This window comes from Cerasicoccus arenae (genome assembly GCF_014651635.1).
In the GTDB taxonomy this organism is placed as follows: Bacteria; Verrucomicrobiota; Verrucomicrobiia; order Opitutales; family Cerasicoccaceae; genus Cerasicoccus; species Cerasicoccus arenae.
On the sequence record NZ_BMXG01000029.1, the window covers coordinates 1 to 16385 of the forward strand.

19 protein-coding genes and 1 tRNA gene are annotated in these 16385 nt (G+C 49.6%); 11 read left to right on the forward strand and 9 right to left on the reverse strand.

Going from position 1 to position 16385, the window contains the following annotated elements; all coding sequences use genetic code 11:
* Window positions 1–133 precede the first annotated feature (133 nt).
* The 5 genes from IE065_RS16680 (at window position 134) to IE065_RS16700 (ending at window position 4565) form a co-directional block, all read left to right on the forward strand.
* Entirely contained in the window at window positions 134–1690 is a 1557-nt protein-coding gene (locus IE065_RS16680; protein WP_189517196.1) for a CARDB domain-containing protein, read from the forward strand.
* 459 nt (window positions 1691–2149) lie between these two features.
* A complete protein-coding gene (locus IE065_RS16685; protein ID WP_189517198.1) occupies window positions 2150–2362 on the forward strand; it encodes an addiction module protein in 213 nt (70 codons plus the stop codon).
* A 1-nt stretch (window position 2363) separates the two neighbouring features.
* Entirely contained in the window at window positions 2364–2654 is a 291-nt protein-coding gene (locus tag IE065_RS16690; protein ID WP_189517200.1) for a type II toxin-antitoxin system RelE/ParE family toxin, read from the forward strand.
* Between the two features lie 257 nt (window positions 2655–2911).
* Window positions 2912–3943 carry a hypothetical protein gene (locus tag IE065_RS16695; RefSeq protein ID WP_189517202.1) on the forward strand — a complete coding sequence of 344 codons (1032 nt, stop codon included), beginning with the start codon at window positions 2912–2914 and terminating at the stop codon, window positions 3941–3943.
* Entirely contained in the window at window positions 3933–4565 is a 633-nt protein-coding gene (locus IE065_RS16700; protein WP_189517204.1) for a hypothetical protein, read from the forward strand. Before IE065_RS16695 ends, IE065_RS16700 begins: the two co-directional genes overlap by 11 nt.
* 8 nt (window positions 4566–4573) lie before the next feature.
* Here the strand turns inward: IE065_RS16700 and IE065_RS16705 are convergent, their stop codons facing one another.
* From IE065_RS16705 to IE065_RS16730, 6 genes are all read right to left on the reverse strand, one after another.
* Window positions 4574–5191, reverse strand: coding sequence for an AP2/ERF family transcription factor (locus IE065_RS16705; RefSeq protein WP_189517206.1), 618 nt, complete (start codon window positions 5189–5191; stop codon window positions 4574–4576).
* 8 nt (window positions 5192–5199) lie between these two features.
* Window positions 5200–5457: a hypothetical protein gene (locus IE065_RS16710; RefSeq protein ID WP_189517208.1), complete on the reverse strand. Its 258-nt coding sequence runs from the start codon at window positions 5455–5457 to the stop codon at window positions 5200–5202.
* Between the two features lie 62 nt (window positions 5458–5519).
* Window positions 5520–5816 (reverse strand): hypothetical protein, encoded by a 297-nt coding sequence (locus IE065_RS16715; RefSeq protein ID WP_189517210.1) that lies wholly within the window; start codon window positions 5814–5816, stop codon window positions 5520–5522.
* A complete protein-coding gene (locus IE065_RS16720; RefSeq protein WP_189517212.1) occupies window positions 5809–6105 on the reverse strand; it encodes a hypothetical protein in 297 nt (98 codons plus the stop codon). Before IE065_RS16720 ends, IE065_RS16715 begins: the two co-directional genes overlap by 8 nt.
* Window positions 6048–6995 carry a rolling circle replication-associated protein gene (locus IE065_RS16725; RefSeq protein WP_189517214.1) on the reverse strand — a complete coding sequence of 316 codons (948 nt, stop codon included), beginning with the start codon at window positions 6993–6995 and terminating at the stop codon, window positions 6048–6050. The genes IE065_RS16720 and IE065_RS16725 overlap by 58 nt, the downstream gene beginning before the upstream one ends.
* A gap of 2 nt (window positions 6996–6997) precedes the next feature.
* The gene (locus IE065_RS16730; RefSeq protein ID WP_189517216.1) at window positions 6998–7312 is read right to left on the reverse strand and encodes a hypothetical protein; all 315 of its coding nucleotides are present in this window, start codon (window positions 7310–7312) and stop codon (window positions 6998–7000) included.
* Between the two features lie 140 nt (window positions 7313–7452).
* Between IE065_RS16730 and IE065_RS16735 the strand changes: the two genes are divergently transcribed.
* The 3 genes from IE065_RS16735 to IE065_RS16745 all read left to right on the forward strand — a co-directional run bounded on the left by IE065_RS16735 (window position 7453) and on the right by IE065_RS16745 (window position 8677).
* Window positions 7453–7821 (forward strand): hypothetical protein, encoded by a 369-nt coding sequence (locus IE065_RS16735; RefSeq protein WP_189517218.1) that lies wholly within the window; start codon window positions 7453–7455, stop codon window positions 7819–7821.
* Window positions 7818–8204: a hypothetical protein gene (locus IE065_RS16740; RefSeq protein ID WP_189517220.1), complete on the forward strand. Its 387-nt coding sequence runs from the start codon at window positions 7818–7820 to the stop codon at window positions 8202–8204. The genes IE065_RS16735 and IE065_RS16740 overlap by 4 nt, the downstream gene beginning before the upstream one ends.
* 146 nt (window positions 8205–8350) lie before the next feature.
* Window positions 8351–8677 carry a hypothetical protein gene (locus IE065_RS16745; RefSeq protein WP_189517222.1) on the forward strand — a complete coding sequence of 109 codons (327 nt, stop codon included), beginning with the start codon at window positions 8351–8353 and terminating at the stop codon, window positions 8675–8677.
* 90 nt (window positions 8678–8767) lie between these two features.
* Here the strand turns inward: IE065_RS16745 and IE065_RS16750 are convergent, their stop codons facing one another.
* The 3 genes from IE065_RS16750 to IE065_RS16760 all read right to left on the reverse strand — a co-directional run bounded on the left by IE065_RS16750 (window position 8768) and on the right by IE065_RS16760 (window position 12919).
* A complete protein-coding gene (locus tag IE065_RS16750; RefSeq protein WP_200163462.1) occupies window positions 8768–9805 on the reverse strand; it encodes a tyrosine-type recombinase/integrase in 1038 nt (345 codons plus the stop codon).
* A 164-nt stretch (window positions 9806–9969) separates the two neighbouring features.
* A tRNA-Arg gene (locus tag IE065_RS16755) sits at window positions 9970–10044 on the reverse strand.
* Between the two features lie 232 nt (window positions 10045–10276).
* On the reverse strand, window positions 10277–12919 hold the full coding sequence (locus tag IE065_RS16760) for a PQQ-dependent sugar dehydrogenase (protein ID WP_189517226.1): 2643 nt from the start codon (window positions 12917–12919) through the stop codon (window positions 10277–10279).
* Between the two features lie 284 nt (window positions 12920–13203).
* Here IE065_RS16760 and IE065_RS16765 point away from each other — a divergent pair, with 284 nt between their 5' ends.
* The 3 genes from IE065_RS16765 (at window position 13204) to IE065_RS16775 (ending at window position 16367) form a co-directional block, all read left to right on the forward strand.
* Entirely contained in the window at window positions 13204–14103 is a 900-nt protein-coding gene (locus tag IE065_RS16765; protein WP_189517227.1) for a rhomboid family intramembrane serine protease, read from the forward strand.
* A gap of 65 nt (window positions 14104–14168) precedes the next feature.
* Entirely contained in the window at window positions 14169–15500 is a 1332-nt protein-coding gene (locus IE065_RS16770) for a hypothetical protein (RefSeq protein ID WP_189517229.1), read from the forward strand.
* Window positions 15501–15587: 87 nt separating this feature from the next.
* On the forward strand, window positions 15588–16367 hold the full coding sequence (locus IE065_RS16775) for a tetratricopeptide repeat protein (protein ID WP_189517231.1): 780 nt from the start codon (window positions 15588–15590) through the stop codon (window positions 16365–16367).
* Window positions 16368–16385: the final 18 nt, after the last annotated feature.

A 16385-nucleotide genomic window follows, 5' to 3' on the forward strand; every position in this document is an offset into this window, starting at 1 on the left:
TACCAATGGTCACCATTAGGAAATCGCCACTAACTCCAAATCATTACCAAGAAGAAAGGCCAATGGTTACCATTGGCAGTCAAGAAGGGTGGAGGCCGGACGCTTACAAAAAAGCGATGGGGTCTTCTATTTAATGCTGTGGAATGAAGTTTTGTCTTATCAAAACAATCGCACCAGCGAAAACTATGGAAATATTATACAGAATGCTCGTGTGCCTGTGACTATAGATCTGCAAAATTCTGCTGATATAACCATTTACAATCCTATGGATTCTACTAATCCCATATCTTCAATTAGTAGTGCGCGGAGCATCGAATTACTTGTTCCTGATGAAGTCATTGTTGCAACGATAGCCTTTACGCAGCCAAGGACTATCGAACCAGTACAACCTCCAATCAATTTCCAAGCTTCAGCGGATGGCGAGGCCGTTCAGCTTTCATGGGAATCTCTAGCGTCACATAATGAATTTTTCATCAGACGAATGGGGAAATTAGTAGGGAAAACATCAGAAAACTATTGGACAGACTCTAATGTTCCTTCCGGATATGGATATGAGTATTCAGTAGAAGCTCGTGACTCCAGCGGTAATTTATCAGAACCTGTTTTAGCAAAGGTGATGCTGGCACCTGTTTTGTCGGACTTGATTTTATCGAGGGTTTCTTGGATTCCAGAGGACCCGGAACCTGGGGATTCGGTGCTTTTCAGCGCCACCATTAAAAATATTGGAAACTCCCCCACTCCCGATGGGGTTACGCATGGTGTAAAATTCATGGTGGACGATCAAACCGTCTCGTGGTCTGCAAGCTGGAGACAGCCGATTCTGCCAGGTGAAAGCGTCGCGATCACGTCAAGTAATGGCCCAGGAAGTAACATGTATTGGGTGATGCCCGATGCAGAAATACACACGGTAAGCGCTCTCGTTGATGACGTGGACAGAATTCTTGAATTGAATGAAAACAATAATCTCATTGAGACATTACTCGTAAACCTGCCGGACTTAACATTGACGAGCCTTTCTTGGAGCCCTGAAAATCCAGAACCTGGAGATTTGGTGCTTTTCAGCGCCACCATTAAAAACATAGGAAATTCCCCCACCCTCGATGGGATTACACATGGGGTAAAATTCATGGTGGATAATCAAACCGCCTCATGGTCTGCAAGCTGGAGACAGCCAATTCTGCCAGGCGAAAGCGTAGCGATCACGGCAAGTAATGGCCCGGGAGGTAACATGCATTGGGCAATGCCCGATGCAGAAATACATACGGTAAGCGCTCTCGTGGATGACGTGGATAGAATTCTTGAATTAGACGAAAACAATAATCTCATTGAAACATTGAGTGTAGATCTGCCGGACTTAATATTCTCAGACATTTCCTGGAGTCCTGAAAATCCGGAGCCTGGAGATCCGGTGCTTTTCAGCGCCACCATTAAAAATATTGGAAATTCCCCCACCCCGGATGGAATTACGCATGGTGTAAAATTTATGGTGGACGATCAAACCGCCTCATGGTCTGCAAGCTGGAGACAGCCAATTCTGCCAGGCGAAAGCGTAGCGATCACCGCAAGTAATGGCCCGGGAGGTAGCATGTATTGGGCAATGCCCGATGCAGAAGCACACGAAGTAAACGCTCTCGTGGATGATGTGGACAGAATCCTTGAGTCAGACGAAAACAATAACAGCCTGTGGTAATCTACAACCGAGCTTAAGGGGCTGTTGGCCGCCGATGCCCAAAACAAGTGCCCGCAGATCGCCCTAGAAGAACATCTGAGCGAGGAACGTCAACGCAAGGACTGCCTGAAACCTCGTCAGCGACTACACCCGGCGCAGAGCTTGCCGCCTCGCTGTGGTAGTTGATTGAGCTCTCCTTCTGAGCCGCAGTCACACATGTAAGCAGATTACCGCGTTTTGGCGCGAAACCCTCATCAATAGAGGGGCTTAACCGATTTTCAAGTGGTACTCCCGCCGGGAGTCGAACCCAGATCGACGGTACCGGAAACCTCCATGAAGGCCCTATTAATAAGGCAAAATTTAATTTTCCCGAAACGTATACTCGAAATCCAGTTCCAGAGGGGTAAAAACGGAACCGTAGACCTTCTCTCACCCGAAGAGAAATATTGAAATATGCCCGCAGTAGATTAGATTATCCCCATGCTGACGGAAAACGAAGTTAGAGGCATGCCGCTAAATGAAAAGCTCAGACTCATGGAAATGATCTGGGACAACATTCACCATGCCGCTGAAAGCTTCGAATCCCCAGATTGGCACCGCTCCGAGCTGGAAGCCACCGAAGAACGCCGTAAAGCTGGCCTAGAGATTCCGATGGATTGGAACGAGGCAAAGCAAAAGTTGCTCAAGCGGTAGCATGGAACCCAGATTACTTCCATCCGGCTTCAATGACCTTGAAGACGGCCGCGACTTTTATGACGCGCAAGAAGCGAACCTTGGAACGTATTTTCTGGAATCGGTATTCGCCGAGATCGAGTCACTACGCATATACGCAGGTATCCACAGCAAGCGCTTCGGCTTTCACCGCCTGCTAGCCTCCAAGTTCCCCTATGCCATCTACTACAAGGTAGAAGGCCAAGAGGTGATCATTTATCGCGTGCTCGATTGCCGCAGCAATCCTAAGAAGCACCGCGAGGCACTGAAATAGCCAGCAAGACGCTCCGTTACCGCTGCTTCAATACTCAAAGGATTGAAGCCCGTTGGCTGCATCGCTCTGCTCGCACAGCTACACGCATTTGCTGGCTGTAGAATGCTCGTTATCGCACCTCTAAGGTTAATTGATATTGTTGTTGCCATCTTATTACCACCAAATCTAAATGCTATATGCTATAAATGTACAGCAGTGGGATTTTGGTGATCCTTCAACTGCATCAATATTATTGCTCTTACAGATTAATAGAAAAAATGGCTAATACATCCACCCCGACTCTTGAGATAGCAAACTTCATCTGCAGATTTGGCGAAACATATAGGCTGCTTGATTTATTCAATGAGGTTGTTAGCCCCGCATTCTTCGGGAATCTTTCTCGAAAGTATGATAGAACGAGATACTTCATTTATCAGCCAAAATTAATCGAGTTGGAGGTGCATGAGGGGTATCCCGTTATTGGATTAACTGGGCGGTTCGTTAAAGACACATTCCTAGAGCGTGAGCAAATATTTGACCCAGTCGAAGGGATTATACCTGATTCCCAAGAGATGGAGTCCGCCCCGTCCTCAATTTTTCTTTTGATTTTAAACGTTCACCGGCTGATGTATGTGAAAGAAACTATTGGCGCTCCATCCATCAACTCATTCCGTTCAACTATTCAATCATTTCTAAAAAAAACCCATAAGTCTTTTACTAATAGACTTTATGATGAAAATGTTTACTTAAGGGAATCAGAACCTAATAGCCCCAAGGTCACTAAGAAGCAAATTTTATCCAAATATCCGTGGCCTTCTTTGGAAGTAGTCCCCTTGGCATCCGAACAATCACTAGAGGCGTTTGTTAGTAAATACGATTTGTTGAAGTCGCTTGAAATCAAGCTGGTCGAACCAAATGATGAGATTGACGATGAAGATTTTTTCGATGCTCTGCGATCAAGGAAAGATTCAATTAAGAGTTCAAATACAGTACTCCGGCATTCCAGTTCAAAAGGACTTGATAAAGCTGAAGCGGTAGAACAGCTGAAAGCTGTTGTGTCGCAAGGAAATCAGAAAATTAAAATGGATGGAACTGATAGCTATGGAGACAAATTGAGCGGGAACAATGAGAGTTTTAAGATCAAAACGGCGCTACCTTTAAATGATGACGGCATTGAGGCTGCCGCAAAACGTATGTATCTTAGCTTTGTTGGGTTAGTTGAGCATGAGATCATTAAAGTTCCGGAGCCTACTGATTCGGCTAAGGCGAAGATTCAGGCCATTAAGTCCAGGCACCTAGATGGAGGATGATGTCAAATTTAGGTTTCTGTTGGAAGAGAAGGGCTTGCTTCAGATCTACATGAAAGCAAGGAAGATTCCTGAATCTAAGTTTAACTGGATTTCGAGCTTGGGCGTTTTTTTTGCTATTTTCATAATTGAGTACTTTTCATTTAGTGATGAAGAATCATTAAGGACACAAGTAGAGGACTATCTTTGGATGGGCTTTACTGTGTCCTTTACACTTATTGGCCTTCTAATCGCAGGTTTTACTATATTCTCAACTGTCGGAAAACCAGAACTGTTTTTGGCAATGGCTGAAGTAAAAGAGCCGAGGACGGGCTTACCCAAGTTGAAATACAACTACTTTATTTTCATCAGAGTTTTTTGTAACTATTTTTCCTTTTTGATAGTTCTCTTGTTTCTTGGAATGATAAGCGGGAAAAATGGATTTATAGAAAATGCTTTTGATTTTCTATATCCGGATACGAATGCAATCGAGTGGTATTACAAGTTGTGCTCGGTTTTGGTAGTAGGTATTTTTTACGTTATGGTTGTTCAATTAAAGTCATTTGTGTTTAATATCTATCATTCCGTAATGACCTCCCTGGTATGGCATGCCAATTTTGGCATTAAAGGCAATCATGAGTCGTGATCTCGATATTAAACGACCAGCGACGGCTCGCCGTAGAATGGCACTAGATCGCGATTTCCTTCAGCATCAACTTCACCGTAGGCCACTAGCACTTCTTCCATGCATGGTTCGTCCATGAAAAAGCCTGCTTGCTGCATTTGCTCGACTCGCCATTTACATGCCAAGCGTGCGGCTTCAAATTCGCCATATTTCCGCACTGAATAGCGACGGTATGTGCCTCGAAAATATGCCCTCCAAGAGTATTCAGTCCGTGAGTAGGAGACGCCCGCAACGACGCCCCCTTTGAACCATTCTGGCACAGCTTTTCCGCCAACGTCTGAGCGAGGGAAGATTTTCAAGTTAGACTTTCGATTGTCTAGCAAATCGCCATTGGAATGCATGACGCACTCCGTTTGCGAGCTGATCGCCATTATCTTTCGGTGAAAGCCGACTGTCTTGCTGCCAAATGTGGCATAGAGTTGCTTACCGCTAAACTTCCATGTCCTGGACTCGAAGAGTTCGATGAACTCAGCGTCAAAGAGGTAGTTATGAACATCCTCGAAGCGGTCATAAAGTGGCAATATTACGACGTCCTCGACGATTTGAATGTTCTTCCCGACTGTGCATTTTCCGATGCTATAATCCATGGTGGTGCTTATTGTGGTGTGAGTTGATAACGTGGGTTGTAAACTTTGCGGGGAATCTCCGTGACCCCTGCTTTTGAAAAGGCTTCTTCCCAACTTTTGGTTGAGCGGCCTTTGACGTCGTAGCTCAGGGCGTCTTTCGCGACCCCGATACGGTATTCCATCCTTCCGGTGGTTCTGAGTGGCTTTCTGAGTGCGATAGCCATCTTTCCGAGGCATTCACGAGCGAACCGCATTGCGGCTATATCATTCATTCTTTCAGTCTTCATGATCTTTCCGTCAGTTATGTTACCTATTTAACAAGGAAAAGGCGGTGATGGGATGGGGCAGCCTAAAGGCTGCTTCCATCCCATTCGCCGCCGATCTCCCAGCCGTTATCTTTGAGGTTTTCAAATAACTCTTCGTGTCCATGAGAGAGACTTTCAGCATATCCGCTGACATCCATCCATAGAGCTTCACGCCGACCCCTTTGCGGGCCAGCGTAAGCGTATTCCTGATCATCCTGTCCGACTAGAATGTCCATCAGGACACCGCCAACTAATGCGCTAGCGATGACCTGAAGGAATTGATCTACCGGAGGATTGTCGCGCCGTTCAAAGCGCACGCCCGAGAGAGTGAAACTAGCCATGACTCAGGACCTCACCTTTAACGACCGTGTTGCCCTTTTCGCTATTGGCGCTTTGGACAATAATCAGGATGCGCCGGAAGGGGTGGATTTCGGGAATCGGGCCGGCCGTATCGCTGAAACGATAGAACCACGTTGATTTCCCGTTCGTGATCGTCGCTTCAAGACGCTTGTAGTTTTTGCCTTCCCAACTCTTGTCTTCGACCTTTACCGCGACGACCAGTCCTTTCAGGATTAGGCCATCATCAGCAAGGAGATTGTTGTTATCCGGTTTAGTTGTATTTTCTGCCATTGTTCAATGCTTTCCATTATCTTAGCTGGTGTTAGATAGACACACAGACCCGACAGAGCAGCCTTGCCGCGAAGTGTGAGATTTACCCCTTTTTGGTAAAATTCGGTGTAGTGCGTCCGAAGCACTACGTAGATTGATTTGATCGGGTAATGGCACCGTTCATCACGGATGCAGACTTTCGCCTTACGCATCCAAACGCGCCATTGTTGCCGGATGGTGCGCCGGATGTAGCTAAAGCGCTTCACCGTGCTTTTTTCCTGTGCAGGCTCATAGTATTCTTGGCCGTAGCAGCCCACGCCGTAGCGTCCGCCTTCGAGCACATCCCAATCAGGGTCTTGCGTCTTGGTGTAGAAACCACCGCCCGTTTGCCAAAAGCGCATACGTCCGCCGTTTTCGTAGTCCAGGAGCCATTCAGGCAAGTTAAGCCCTTCCGAGCTATCGCCATCGAATGCGCCTTTGGAAACATACTTGAACAGGTAGCGAAATTTCTTGTAGCGGAGACGTTCAACGTTCGTCCGACCAAGGCCCCACCATTGACCAATCAGGCAAAGGCAGTCCCGAGGAATCCGCTTCTTGTAATGCACGATCAAGTGCCAATGCGCGTAGCCGTTATCCTGAAATTCCAGCTTCCACGCCCAAGGGAAAGGACCGATGACGTCACGCAACGCAGACAAGAAACGTCGAACTCGGTCCTTTCCCCGTTCGTATGCCTCCACGGGCTCGCCGATGATGGGGTCCAGCGTAAGCGTTAAAAATAAGCACTGCTTCCAAGGCGGTAGCCCCTTGCGCTCAATGGCGCGCCGCTTCAATTCGACACCGGAACGAGTGAACCAATTGGGCGCACTGTATGGCCGAACCTCTAACGTGGAATCGCGATGCTTCTTGGCCATCGCTATACTGATTGCAGTGTTAAATGGTTCTTCGGGATGCGACCACCGCGCAGAGCAATGCGCTTAATCTCACGTCCGCGAATTTGAAGACTCAGCTTGCGGCCGCGACCACGAATCAGAGCACCACGTCCAAGCAAACGAGCGTCGTCAGGGTCAATGATACCTTCATCGAAATCGCGAACAACCGGGGCAAGTGTCTTCATCCCCATTGCCCCCGCATAGATTGAGGCGTCGTAAAAATTTGAGTTCTTCAACCGCTCGACCTCATCAGGAGTTAAGGGAGCGATGGATTTGCGTTTAACGGTATCTTGGCTCATGTTGCATAAGCTCACGCAATCTCACGCAGCTAACAAGCATTAATTGCACGCAATCTCACACAAGCTCACGTTAATGTCGAATAACTCCCTCACAATCAAGTTGTTGCACTCTAAATTTTTTTTCGTTTAGATTACTAAAAATGAGACGAGCAAACACAGATGGCGAAAATGACAAAAGTAGCCCTAGAGGAATCCGGATTCGTAAAAATGACTGGAAACGCATTGATGCGCTTGCTAATCAACTACATACGAATGCAAATGGAGTTTTCCAAATGCTCGCCGATGCCTTGTTTGAATACGCAGAGGAAAACCCTGACATAGCAACACCGGTAAAAATAGTCTCCAAGCGGGACTACGAACAGTTTGCTGCCGTATTACCCAAATTAGAATTGCGGCTACGCGAGGAGGCCAATCTGCCACCACGTCAAGAAGCTCAACCCTCAGTTGATCATTCGATCTACGAACGCCCTAAGCGAAAAACGGCCCGCAAGAAGGCTAGCGGAGAATGAGCGAGGAGGAGTTTCAGGCACACGGCATGCGACCGGCTGCCCGTGCATATCGTTGTGCGCTTTGGGCAGCAGAGTCCTTGGCTGGACGTCTTCGGCTTACCTTAATGCTGTGTGAGGAAATTATGCTCTTAAGCCAGCAGGTTTCTTACCTGAATCATTCTTTGCCGGAATGGGAATTGCCCAATCTTGAGGTTGAGAGCATGTCCGAAGCCTTGGATGCTGGGCTTGATCTCTGTAACCGAATGGAGCTTTTGAAAACCTACATACGCGATTTATCTCCTGATGTTATTCCTTGGAGAGCGAGAAATCCGGACGAAGTTTGGAGTCAATCCGAGCGCGAACCCGAACAGATGATTTTGGCTAGTGCGAGTTTGCAGGACTAACCGCACATAAGGGATTTTATTTATCCCAAAAAGTGGTAGACATCCTAGATTTGGAGGGTTACAGGTCTAAGTGAACTGTAACTGCTATGAATAATATACTATTATCAATAATACTTTTCTGTTTAATCAATGCAGCTTCTGCCAAGGTGGAAGTTGTCGTTCAGTATGAGTACAAGTCAAAGTATTCGACACGCGAAGGATCAGATAAGCTTAAGTTCTATTCTGGCGCTGAAGTCAGCCCGATTGCTGATTCTTTGGAGCAAAACAGTGTGTATGTCGAGTATCGTAGCAAATACTTCAAGCTAGAGCGAAAGCCACATACATTCACCGAAGGACGCCCGCTTGATATCGAGAACTTCAAAGAGATTTTCGACATGAGGAAGGACGTTAGAGGAAAGACAAAGGACGGCGAAACAATCGTGATAACGTCACAGGATAGATTCCGAAAGTGGTTCGATAGCAGCTTGAACTAACGTCTTCTTCGGCTTCGCCTGCGAAATTTGGGGTAATATATGATTGTTTCGATTGGGGGTAACTTCGCTCGAAATAAACAAAGTAGAAAACTAAGGGGATATTGCAAAGTATGCCTTGGCCTCTGCGCTCGATACTAGCTCGAAGTAAGCCGCGTAAATCATGTCTGGTGAGTTACCAGCTTCGCGTGACACTTGCCTTTCGTCTTCCACGATTGCCATTCGGTAGGAAATGAAGGAATGGCGGCAAACGTCTTCCTTCCATGTAACAGGGCAGAGGCGTCTTGCTTCAACGAATACGGGTGAATCTAAGCGATGGGGGCAGAGGGAGCCACTAAATGAGTTTAGCCATTTGGCTAGATTGGGAAGTAATGGAACGTTACGGCGCGCACGCCCTTTCATTTTGCCGCCATCAACTCGTATCGTTTTTTGACGTATGTCTTCGCGGTCCAGGTCGGCTATTTCTGATGGACGCAATCCAGCGAACAGGGAAAGCGCGAAATAAGGCACGAAAAGGCCGTCTCGGTGCTTTGCAATTCGTTCCATGAACACTGCCGCGTCATCTGCTTTCATGATAGCGGGCCGCTTTTTCGCGGTATCCCTTGGCCGTTCAACACGGGCAAGAGGACTCTGCTCGATCTGGCCGCGCTTCAAGAGGAAGTTGAAGAGGTTAGAAAAGGCGGCATAATCGTTAATCTGATTTCGGACGGAGCAGGGGCGATAAATGTATTCCTGCAAATCTTGAGCGCCTACATCGTCAATGAGCTTTATCCCCGAATGTTCTGCGAAGTTCTTAAGGCGGCTTGTGAGATTCTGAGAAGTGCGCTCACTGACGCCTTGCCGCTCCCGAGCCTCAAGCAGAGAAAATACGGCATCTTTCCAAGTTAGAGAACTGCGCTTTCGGGTGTTCTTTTCAATGAATTCTGCCGCCTGATTGATTGTTAATCCGCGATCTTTGAGAATGAGTAAAAGATTCTGCAACTCGCGTCGTTCGCGTGGGCCAATGTGAACCCCTTCTGAACCTTCGCGAAACAGCTTCTTATTGAATTCTGCGGCATCAGTATCAGCTGAACTGCGGTCGTGGAAGTAGCGCCGATAAGGCTTAAAGCCCTTTCGCGAGAATTTCACCATGAACGAATATCGCTCATGAGTAACCGGATATACCTTTGCTTCATTCACGTATACCCGTTTTATACCGTTTTCGCAGGTTTACGAGACTTTTGAGCACATGTAAGCAGATTACCGCGTTTTGGCGCGAAACCCTCATCAATAGAGGGGCTTAACCGATTTTCAAGTGGTACTCCCGCCGGGAGTCGAACCCAGATCGACGGTACCGGAAACCGCTGTTCTATCCATTGAACTACGGGAGCACTTGATTAATGAAAGGCTTATGCGATGTATGTGTGCTAAACCAACGAGTTTCTAAAATAATTCCAAAATGACAATGGATATTCAAGAAGCTTTACGCGTGTTTAGGGGATCAGCAATAGAAGCCATTTCCATACAGGTAAAGCTTGGAATTTACATGTGTGATGATTCGTCTACTCCTCCTCGGCAACCACACGTGTCATGCATACTATTCTGTTCATCCCCCTAATCCTTTCATTCCTGAAGCGTCGGGAAGGCGAAACGGAGGAACTCCGTTGGTTCGGCAAACGGTGCTTCAATCTGCATCGACGGCGAGGCTGGATAGTCAATCTTAGCCGGTCCGTACGGCCAGATTGACCAATCCACCAGATTCGTTGATGACTCAATGATGATGGGCGTGCCTGGCATTGTGGCGAACTCGATATGCCAGTTGTCTCCGATTTGAATTTCTGGCCGCCAAGCGGAATGATAGCGGGTTGGATCAGTCTTGGCGAGGTACTCCACCTCATTGTGCTGACCATCTTGGTCGGGGTCGCTCCCCAGAGCTGCCTCGGGGGCATGCGGTTCACCAAAATATCTGGCAGTCCAGTCTTCATAGGATTCGTAATCAACCATTGATGCGATCCAATCGTGGATTAGCTGCACGCCGCCCTCATCGATCTCATAGGAGCCGAGCGGAGGCATACGGGAGAAGCCTTCGCATTCGCACATCCGTTGTAATAAAACGGATAACTCTGGTTCCCCGGGAACAATGATACGGTTGTCCGGGTTGCCATTTCCACCGGAATCATTACCGGGCAGAGCGTTCATCATTTGTGTCTGGTGGAGTGGGATCTGTGGTCGCACGTCAAATGGAGTGATTGCGGGGCCGCCTGGTTGGTGACATTGGACGCAGTTGACGGCCAGATAGCTCCTCGCACGGTGTTCGAGGCTCTGCGTTGCGTCATTGGTTACGGCGTAAGCTGGCAGGTAGGGCAGGTCTGCTGCGGTTGGTCCATCTTGCAGGTAGCCCATTTGTGTGAGAGCCTGCAGGACGTTTTGCTCGGCTTCCTGAAACTCGGTGACGCGGTTCAGTTGGCGAGAATTAAAGCTCAAGGCATAACCAGCGATCTTGGTGTGACATTGCATGCATTGGGATCGGCTGGGGATGCGCCAGGGTTGAGTGCGCTCAAGGCCATTTTCGTCGATTATCTCAAACTCAAGGTCAACGCCCTCCTGCGGTGCTAATTGAGCGTTTGTGCCAGCCTCATTCCATTGATAGGAGACGCCATAGGCGTCATCTTCGGTTTTCACGATGAAGCGGGTCTCTACGCGTCGCTTGGACGCGGGATTGCCGCGCTCCATCTCTAGCTCAAAGTGTTTGATCCATACAGTGCCTTCTGGGTACGTCCATGGCTCGTTCTCATGGTAGTCAATAGGCGTCGTGTTGGGTAGGGCGAACCAGCGCTGTTTAACCGCCATATCGGACCAAAAACTGAGATTAGGCGTATAGGGGATCACGCCAGGGGCGGGTATCAGCTCATTCACCGATAGAAAAGCAAGCGTACCGGATAGCATGATCGGCAGGTCGTCATTTACATCGTAATTGCGCACCAGCTTCATGATTTTGTTGCCCAGGCTGGAGCCTTTAACCATTATCAGAATGTCGCCCGTGACGGGATTGGTATCGAAGCCGCTCACCAATTGCTGAGCTAATAGTAATTCCGGCTTGTAGTTGCCATCGGCATTGCGTAGAGCGGTGATCCTTCCGGAAACATAATCGGCGAACAGATAGGCTCCATAAAGCTCGGGATGAACGGAGCCCCGATAGAGAATTCCCCCGATAATGGCATGTCCAAGCTCGCGGGGATACGTGTAAACCGGCGGCGTTTCAACGAACGCTTCCGGCGCTTCGTGAATTTTTGGGCCATTCAGTGAACCCTCCCGAAAAGCCCAGCCAAAATTTTCCCCACCGCGGGCAATATTGATTTCTTCCTCGGAGTTTTGCCCGACGTCGGCGATCCAAATGTCGCCCATAAACTCATCAATATAGAAGCGATAGGGATTGCGCAACCCAATGGCGAAATACTCCATGATTACTTCATCGGGATTGACGGGGAGTCCGTTGAATTCCGTTGCGCCCACCCAAGGATTGTCGACTGGCACTGAATAGTTTGCGAGGTCTTCCGAGGTCTCTCGATAAACGCTTGGGTGCGGATTGGGCTCAAGGTTTTCTGGGCGCTTATCGACATCGATGCGGAAAAGACCCGAAAAATATTCGTGATCCAATCGCTGGGATACATTATATTGGTCATCCGCCCCGCCCCGGTCTCCTATAGTGAAATACAAGTAGCCATCAGCTCCAAAATGGAGGTCTCCTGCGTCATGGAAGGGTTCAGCGGGGTCTGCCTGATTGATCAGGATTGTTTCACTGGAATGATCGGCTTGATTGGGGTTGCCTGCACTGACTTGAAACCGGGAAATGCGGTTGCGGCGGATATCCCCCTGAGCCGTGTTCTCGGGGCAATAGAATACATAGAAATAGCCGTTTTCGGCATAATTCGGATGAAAGGCTACGCCGAGTAGCCCTGCCTCCCAAACATTTGGCACTCGGTGGAGTACGGTTAGGTCTAGGAATAGCTCTTTTTCAGGTATTGAAACATCGGGGATTACCCAAAGCTTTCCGCCTTTTTCCGCCACGTAAATCCGATTCGGATCGGTCGGGTCGTGCTCAATGGATAGCGCATCCCTGAAAGTTAATCCGGGGAATGCGTCCTCAAGCATATATTCAGATTGGACCCCTGTGGGCATAGCCAAATCGGCAGGCGTAATTGCTGCCATAGCCATTTGTGGCAGCATCAGACTGCCTATCGCCGTAAGGGCTAATCCTTTCATCATAAAATCGTATCTTGAAATCGTTTTTCGGGACAAGCTTAGAGTGAAAATCATTTATATTGTGGTGTAGGTGCTTGGGATGATCAAGTGAGCTACGGATGCAGCGCACCTTTCTCGGGGTGGTGAATCCCTGCAGCGACTACAGAAATGCCACAGGGTTTCATTTGTGCCCCCCCCTAAAAAAGACGGCTAGCAGTGAGGTGCTTTTGAAAAATAACCATTGCCTAGAATCAATGAAATGGCAGATTAATTGAACAAGGTTGTCGGTAGACAGTCTTAGTTCTTCGATGTTGTACGACCGACCATACATGCGGGATCGCGCCCCGATTAGGCATGTGGACTACTTCTGGTGGTCCTTATGGATTTTTGTGGGCGCATTTGTGCTCCAGAATGTTCTTGGCGTTTGGCTAGGGGCCGGGGGGTTCCTGTTCGACTGGTTTGCCTTGTCGATCATGGGGATTACGCAGGGCAAAGTTTGGACCTTGTTCACCTATTCCCTGATGCATGCCGACATGATGCATTTCTTTTTCAACATGCTGGTGTTCTTTTTCATCGGTCGTTGGTTGTCGCGCCAACTTGAGCCGAAGAAGTTCCTGCATCTAATCATTGCCTCGGCATTTCTCGGGTCATTGGTATGGCTGGTGGTTCATGCCATTTTTGGTGGGGGCGCTGTCATTGGCATGTCTGCGATCACCGTCGGCATGACGATTGCGGCGTGTTTGCTCTGGCCGGGCGAAACGATTACATTGCTACTGTTTTTCCTGATTCCGGTTAATATCCGCGCTCGGGTGTTGATGTGGGTTGTCGTGGGCTTGCAGGCGGCTGGTTTCCTTTTCATTGAATTGCCTCAGTTGATGGGGCGCACGCTGGTCATGAATGATCCTGGCAGCTCTTTTTCCGCTCACCTGGGCGGGGCGTTGGCGGGTTATCTCTTTTACCGTTTGCTTCAGCGCCCCACGCCGTTGTTTGAATCCGTGACGAAAAAAGTGTCCGTCGAGGCACCAAAGTGGACAAAAAAGCGGACTCCGGCGACTTCCGGCAAGTTCAAGGTCAACCTCTCCAGTCGGAACGAATTTAGCCGCGAAGTAGACCGAATTCTCGACAAGATCAATCGCGAGGGCTTCCAGTCGCTTAGCCCGGAGGAGCATAAAATCCTCGATGAAGCAGGTGACGTGTTGAAAAAGTAGATTTTTCGGCGATATTTTCGTTTTACCTGCAACTTTTGCCGGAATTCACCGGTTCCCTATAAGTTATGAATTCAAAGTGGATAACCCTCGCAGCGCTTTGGATAGCCAGTCTCGCTGCCGCTTATTTCGTTGGACAGAAAGCACCGGAGGACACCGGTTTGACTGGATCAACTGCACCATCTACGAGCACCGCACAGGCGAAAACCGACGCATCTGAGGATGACGAATCGGCCTTGGCGGGTAGCGGGGCGGACATAGCTGCAGCGGCTGAAGCGGTTGCCAAGAAGTCCGGGAGCGCGTTCACCGCCTTGGAAAACGGCAATTTCAGTCGAGAAGCGTGGATGCTCGCGACCTTGGAAGCGCTCAACTATAACCCTGCCCAGCTTCAAGATGCTTTGGGCAAGGTGCTGGCGATGCCTGCTGGCCGTGAACGTAACGCGTTGGTGTATCAACTGCTCGCGCGTTGGGGCTCACTCGACCCGATCAACGCCTTGGCCTATGCCTCCAGCATTCAATCCATCGAAATGCGCAACCGTGGCACGGGCGAAGTACTGCAGGGCTGGGCGATGCGCGACCCGGTTTCGGCTATCAATTGGCTCAACACCAATGGGACAGAGTTCTCCGCTCGTATTTATGGCGACTACTTGGAAGACATCGTCCAAGGCTATGCGCAGAGCAATCCGCAGTCTGCATTTCAATTTGTAAGCGGTTTACCAGACGCGACGGTATCGGACCGCCGCATCAAGGAAGGTGCCCTCCGCGAGGTCATTGACGCCATGGTCGAGCAAAACCAAGTCAATCAGGCTCTGGATCTAACTTTGGCCATGGAGGCGTCCAGCAGCCGTGACAACGCACTTTCCCGCCTAGTTAACGAATGGGCCGAGCGTGACCCCGCCGCCGCGCTTAAATTCGTGGAATCGATGGCGGAAGATTCCGCCTATGGCGACATGCAGCGTTCACTGCTCCGCTCTTGGGCAGATGACGACCCCGCCGCCGCCGCTAAATGGCTCAGCAGCCTCGACCCGGAAACCAACGATCAGGCGCGCCTCGCCACTTCGCTCGTGGCCAATTGGACTCGCTACGATATGGAAGCCGCCGCCAACTGGCTAAACACTCTGCCGCAGTCCCCTGATCTTGACCGTGCGGTTGGCATTTTTTCGATGCGCGCTGCGCAGGATGACCCCGCTGCTGCACTCACCTGGGCCAGCTCTGTCAGTGACGATCAATCCCGTGAACGCTTGGAAAAGATGATCCTGCCAATGCTGCGCGAGCAGGATAATGAGGCATTTGAGGCTTATCTGGCCGACTCCGACTACTCCGATGACAAAAAAGCACAATACCGCGAACTTCAGATCCAAGAGGGCCGCCGTGGTTACGGCGGTGGCCGTTGGCGTTAAGGACCCGACACGAAATTGACCACTGGCCCCCGCTCCTTTCGCTTGACTAGGCGGGCAGGGGGTTGCAACCTGCCCGTTTTCGCTTTTATGAATCGCCCGCCCAAGAAGAAGAAGCCACACAGTGATCTCGTCGAAGACCCACGCTTTTCGCGTGAGGAGCTGGAGCACGCTGCTACCCACAAACCTGCCCCACACACCGAAGGAGACGACCGCAACTTGGTGGAGATTGACGATGCTTTCGCCGAAGCCGACATCGAGGATCGCGCTTGGCTGTTCTGGCAGAAAAACAAGGGCGGCGTCATTGCGGCCATCATCATTGCTGTTCTCGGCGTGGTGGGGATCAATACTTGGAAAATGATCCAAGAGAATAAGGTGGTGAGCATCCAGCAGGACTACAGTGCTGCTTTGGGCGACCCCCAGAAGTTACTAGCCTTTGGCACTGCCCACCCTGACACCTTACTTGGCGGCATTGCCCTGCTGAGTACTGCTGATGGCAAATACAGTGCCGGTGATTATACCGCTGCCATCGACTTTTATCGCCAGTCACTCCCCGCACTGCAAGACTCTGTAGTCGTCGCCCGAGCTCGTTTGGGTCTTGGCATGTCGCAGATTAAGGCTGGCGATGTGGATACCGGTAAGGCCACGCTGTCGTCACTTTTTGAGTCCCCTGCTTTGTTGGGTGCCGTTCGGGCAGAAGCTGGCTTGGAAGTCGCTCAGCTCGAATTGGCTGCGGGTAACCGCGATACCGCCGCTTCCCTTCTGCAACGTGTGGCCGATATGCCCAATGTCGACTATTGGAAGAGCATGGCTGACCGATTGATGCGCTTGGAAAAGATTGGCATACACGCGCCAGAAAACGAAGGCTAGGCCATCTTTTACCAAGCC

Bases quoted from the DNA above. Each gene is read 5' to 3' on its own strand.
- IE065_RS16735 (WP_189517218.1), top strand. From the start codon at position 7,453: ATGAGACGAGCAAACACAGATGGCGAAAATGACAAAAGTAGCCCTAGA.
- IE065_RS16750 (WP_200163462.1), bottom strand. From the start codon at position 9,805: ATGGTGAAATTCTCGCGAAAGGGCTTTAAGCCTTATCGGCGCTACTTC.
- IE065_RS16775 (WP_189517231.1), top strand. From the start codon at position 15,588: ATGAATCGCCCGCCCAAGAAGAAGAAGCCACACAGTGATCTCGTCGAA.
- IE065_RS16715 (WP_189517210.1), bottom strand. From the start codon at position 5,816: ATGGCTAGTTTCACTCTCTCGGGCGTGCGCTTTGAACGGCGCGACAAT.
- IE065_RS16770 (WP_189517229.1), top strand. From the start codon at position 14,169: ATGAATTCAAAGTGGATAACCCTCGCAGCGCTTTGGATAGCCAGTCTC.
- IE065_RS16685 (WP_189517198.1), top strand. From the start codon at position 2,150: ATGCTGACGGAAAACGAAGTTAGAGGCATGCCGCTAAATGAAAAGCTC.
- IE065_RS16725 (WP_189517214.1), bottom strand. From the start codon at position 6,995: ATGGCCAAGAAGCATCGCGATTCCACGTTAGAGGTTCGGCCATACAGT.
- IE065_RS16705 (WP_189517206.1), bottom strand. From the start codon at position 5,191: ATGGATTATAGCATCGGAAAATGCACAGTCGGGAAGAACATTCAAATC.
- IE065_RS16740 (WP_189517220.1), top strand. From the start codon at position 7,818: ATGAGCGAGGAGGAGTTTCAGGCACACGGCATGCGACCGGCTGCCCGT.
- IE065_RS16700 (WP_189517204.1), top strand. From the start codon at position 3,933: ATGGAGGATGATGTCAAATTTAGGTTTCTGTTGGAAGAGAAGGGCTTG.
- IE065_RS16760 (WP_189517226.1), bottom strand. From the start codon at position 12,919: ATGATGAAAGGATTAGCCCTTACGGCGATAGGCAGTCTGATGCTGCCA.
- IE065_RS16730 (WP_189517216.1), bottom strand. From the start codon at position 7,312: ATGAGCCAAGATACCGTTAAACGCAAATCCATCGCTCCCTTAACTCCT.
- IE065_RS16765 (WP_189517227.1), top strand. From the start codon at position 13,204: ATGTTGTACGACCGACCATACATGCGGGATCGCGCCCCGATTAGGCAT.
- IE065_RS16680 (WP_189517196.1), top strand. From the start codon at position 134: ATGCTGTGGAATGAAGTTTTGTCTTATCAAAACAATCGCACCAGCGAA.
- IE065_RS16710 (WP_189517208.1), bottom strand. From the start codon at position 5,457: ATGAAGACTGAAAGAATGAATGATATAGCCGCAATGCGGTTCGCTCGT.
- IE065_RS16695 (WP_189517202.1), top strand. From the start codon at position 2,912: ATGGCTAATACATCCACCCCGACTCTTGAGATAGCAAACTTCATCTGC.
- IE065_RS16690 (WP_189517200.1), top strand. From the start codon at position 2,364: ATGGAACCCAGATTACTTCCATCCGGCTTCAATGACCTTGAAGACGGC.
- IE065_RS16720 (WP_189517212.1), bottom strand. From the start codon at position 6,105: ATGGCAGAAAATACAACTAAACCGGATAACAACAATCTCCTTGCTGAT.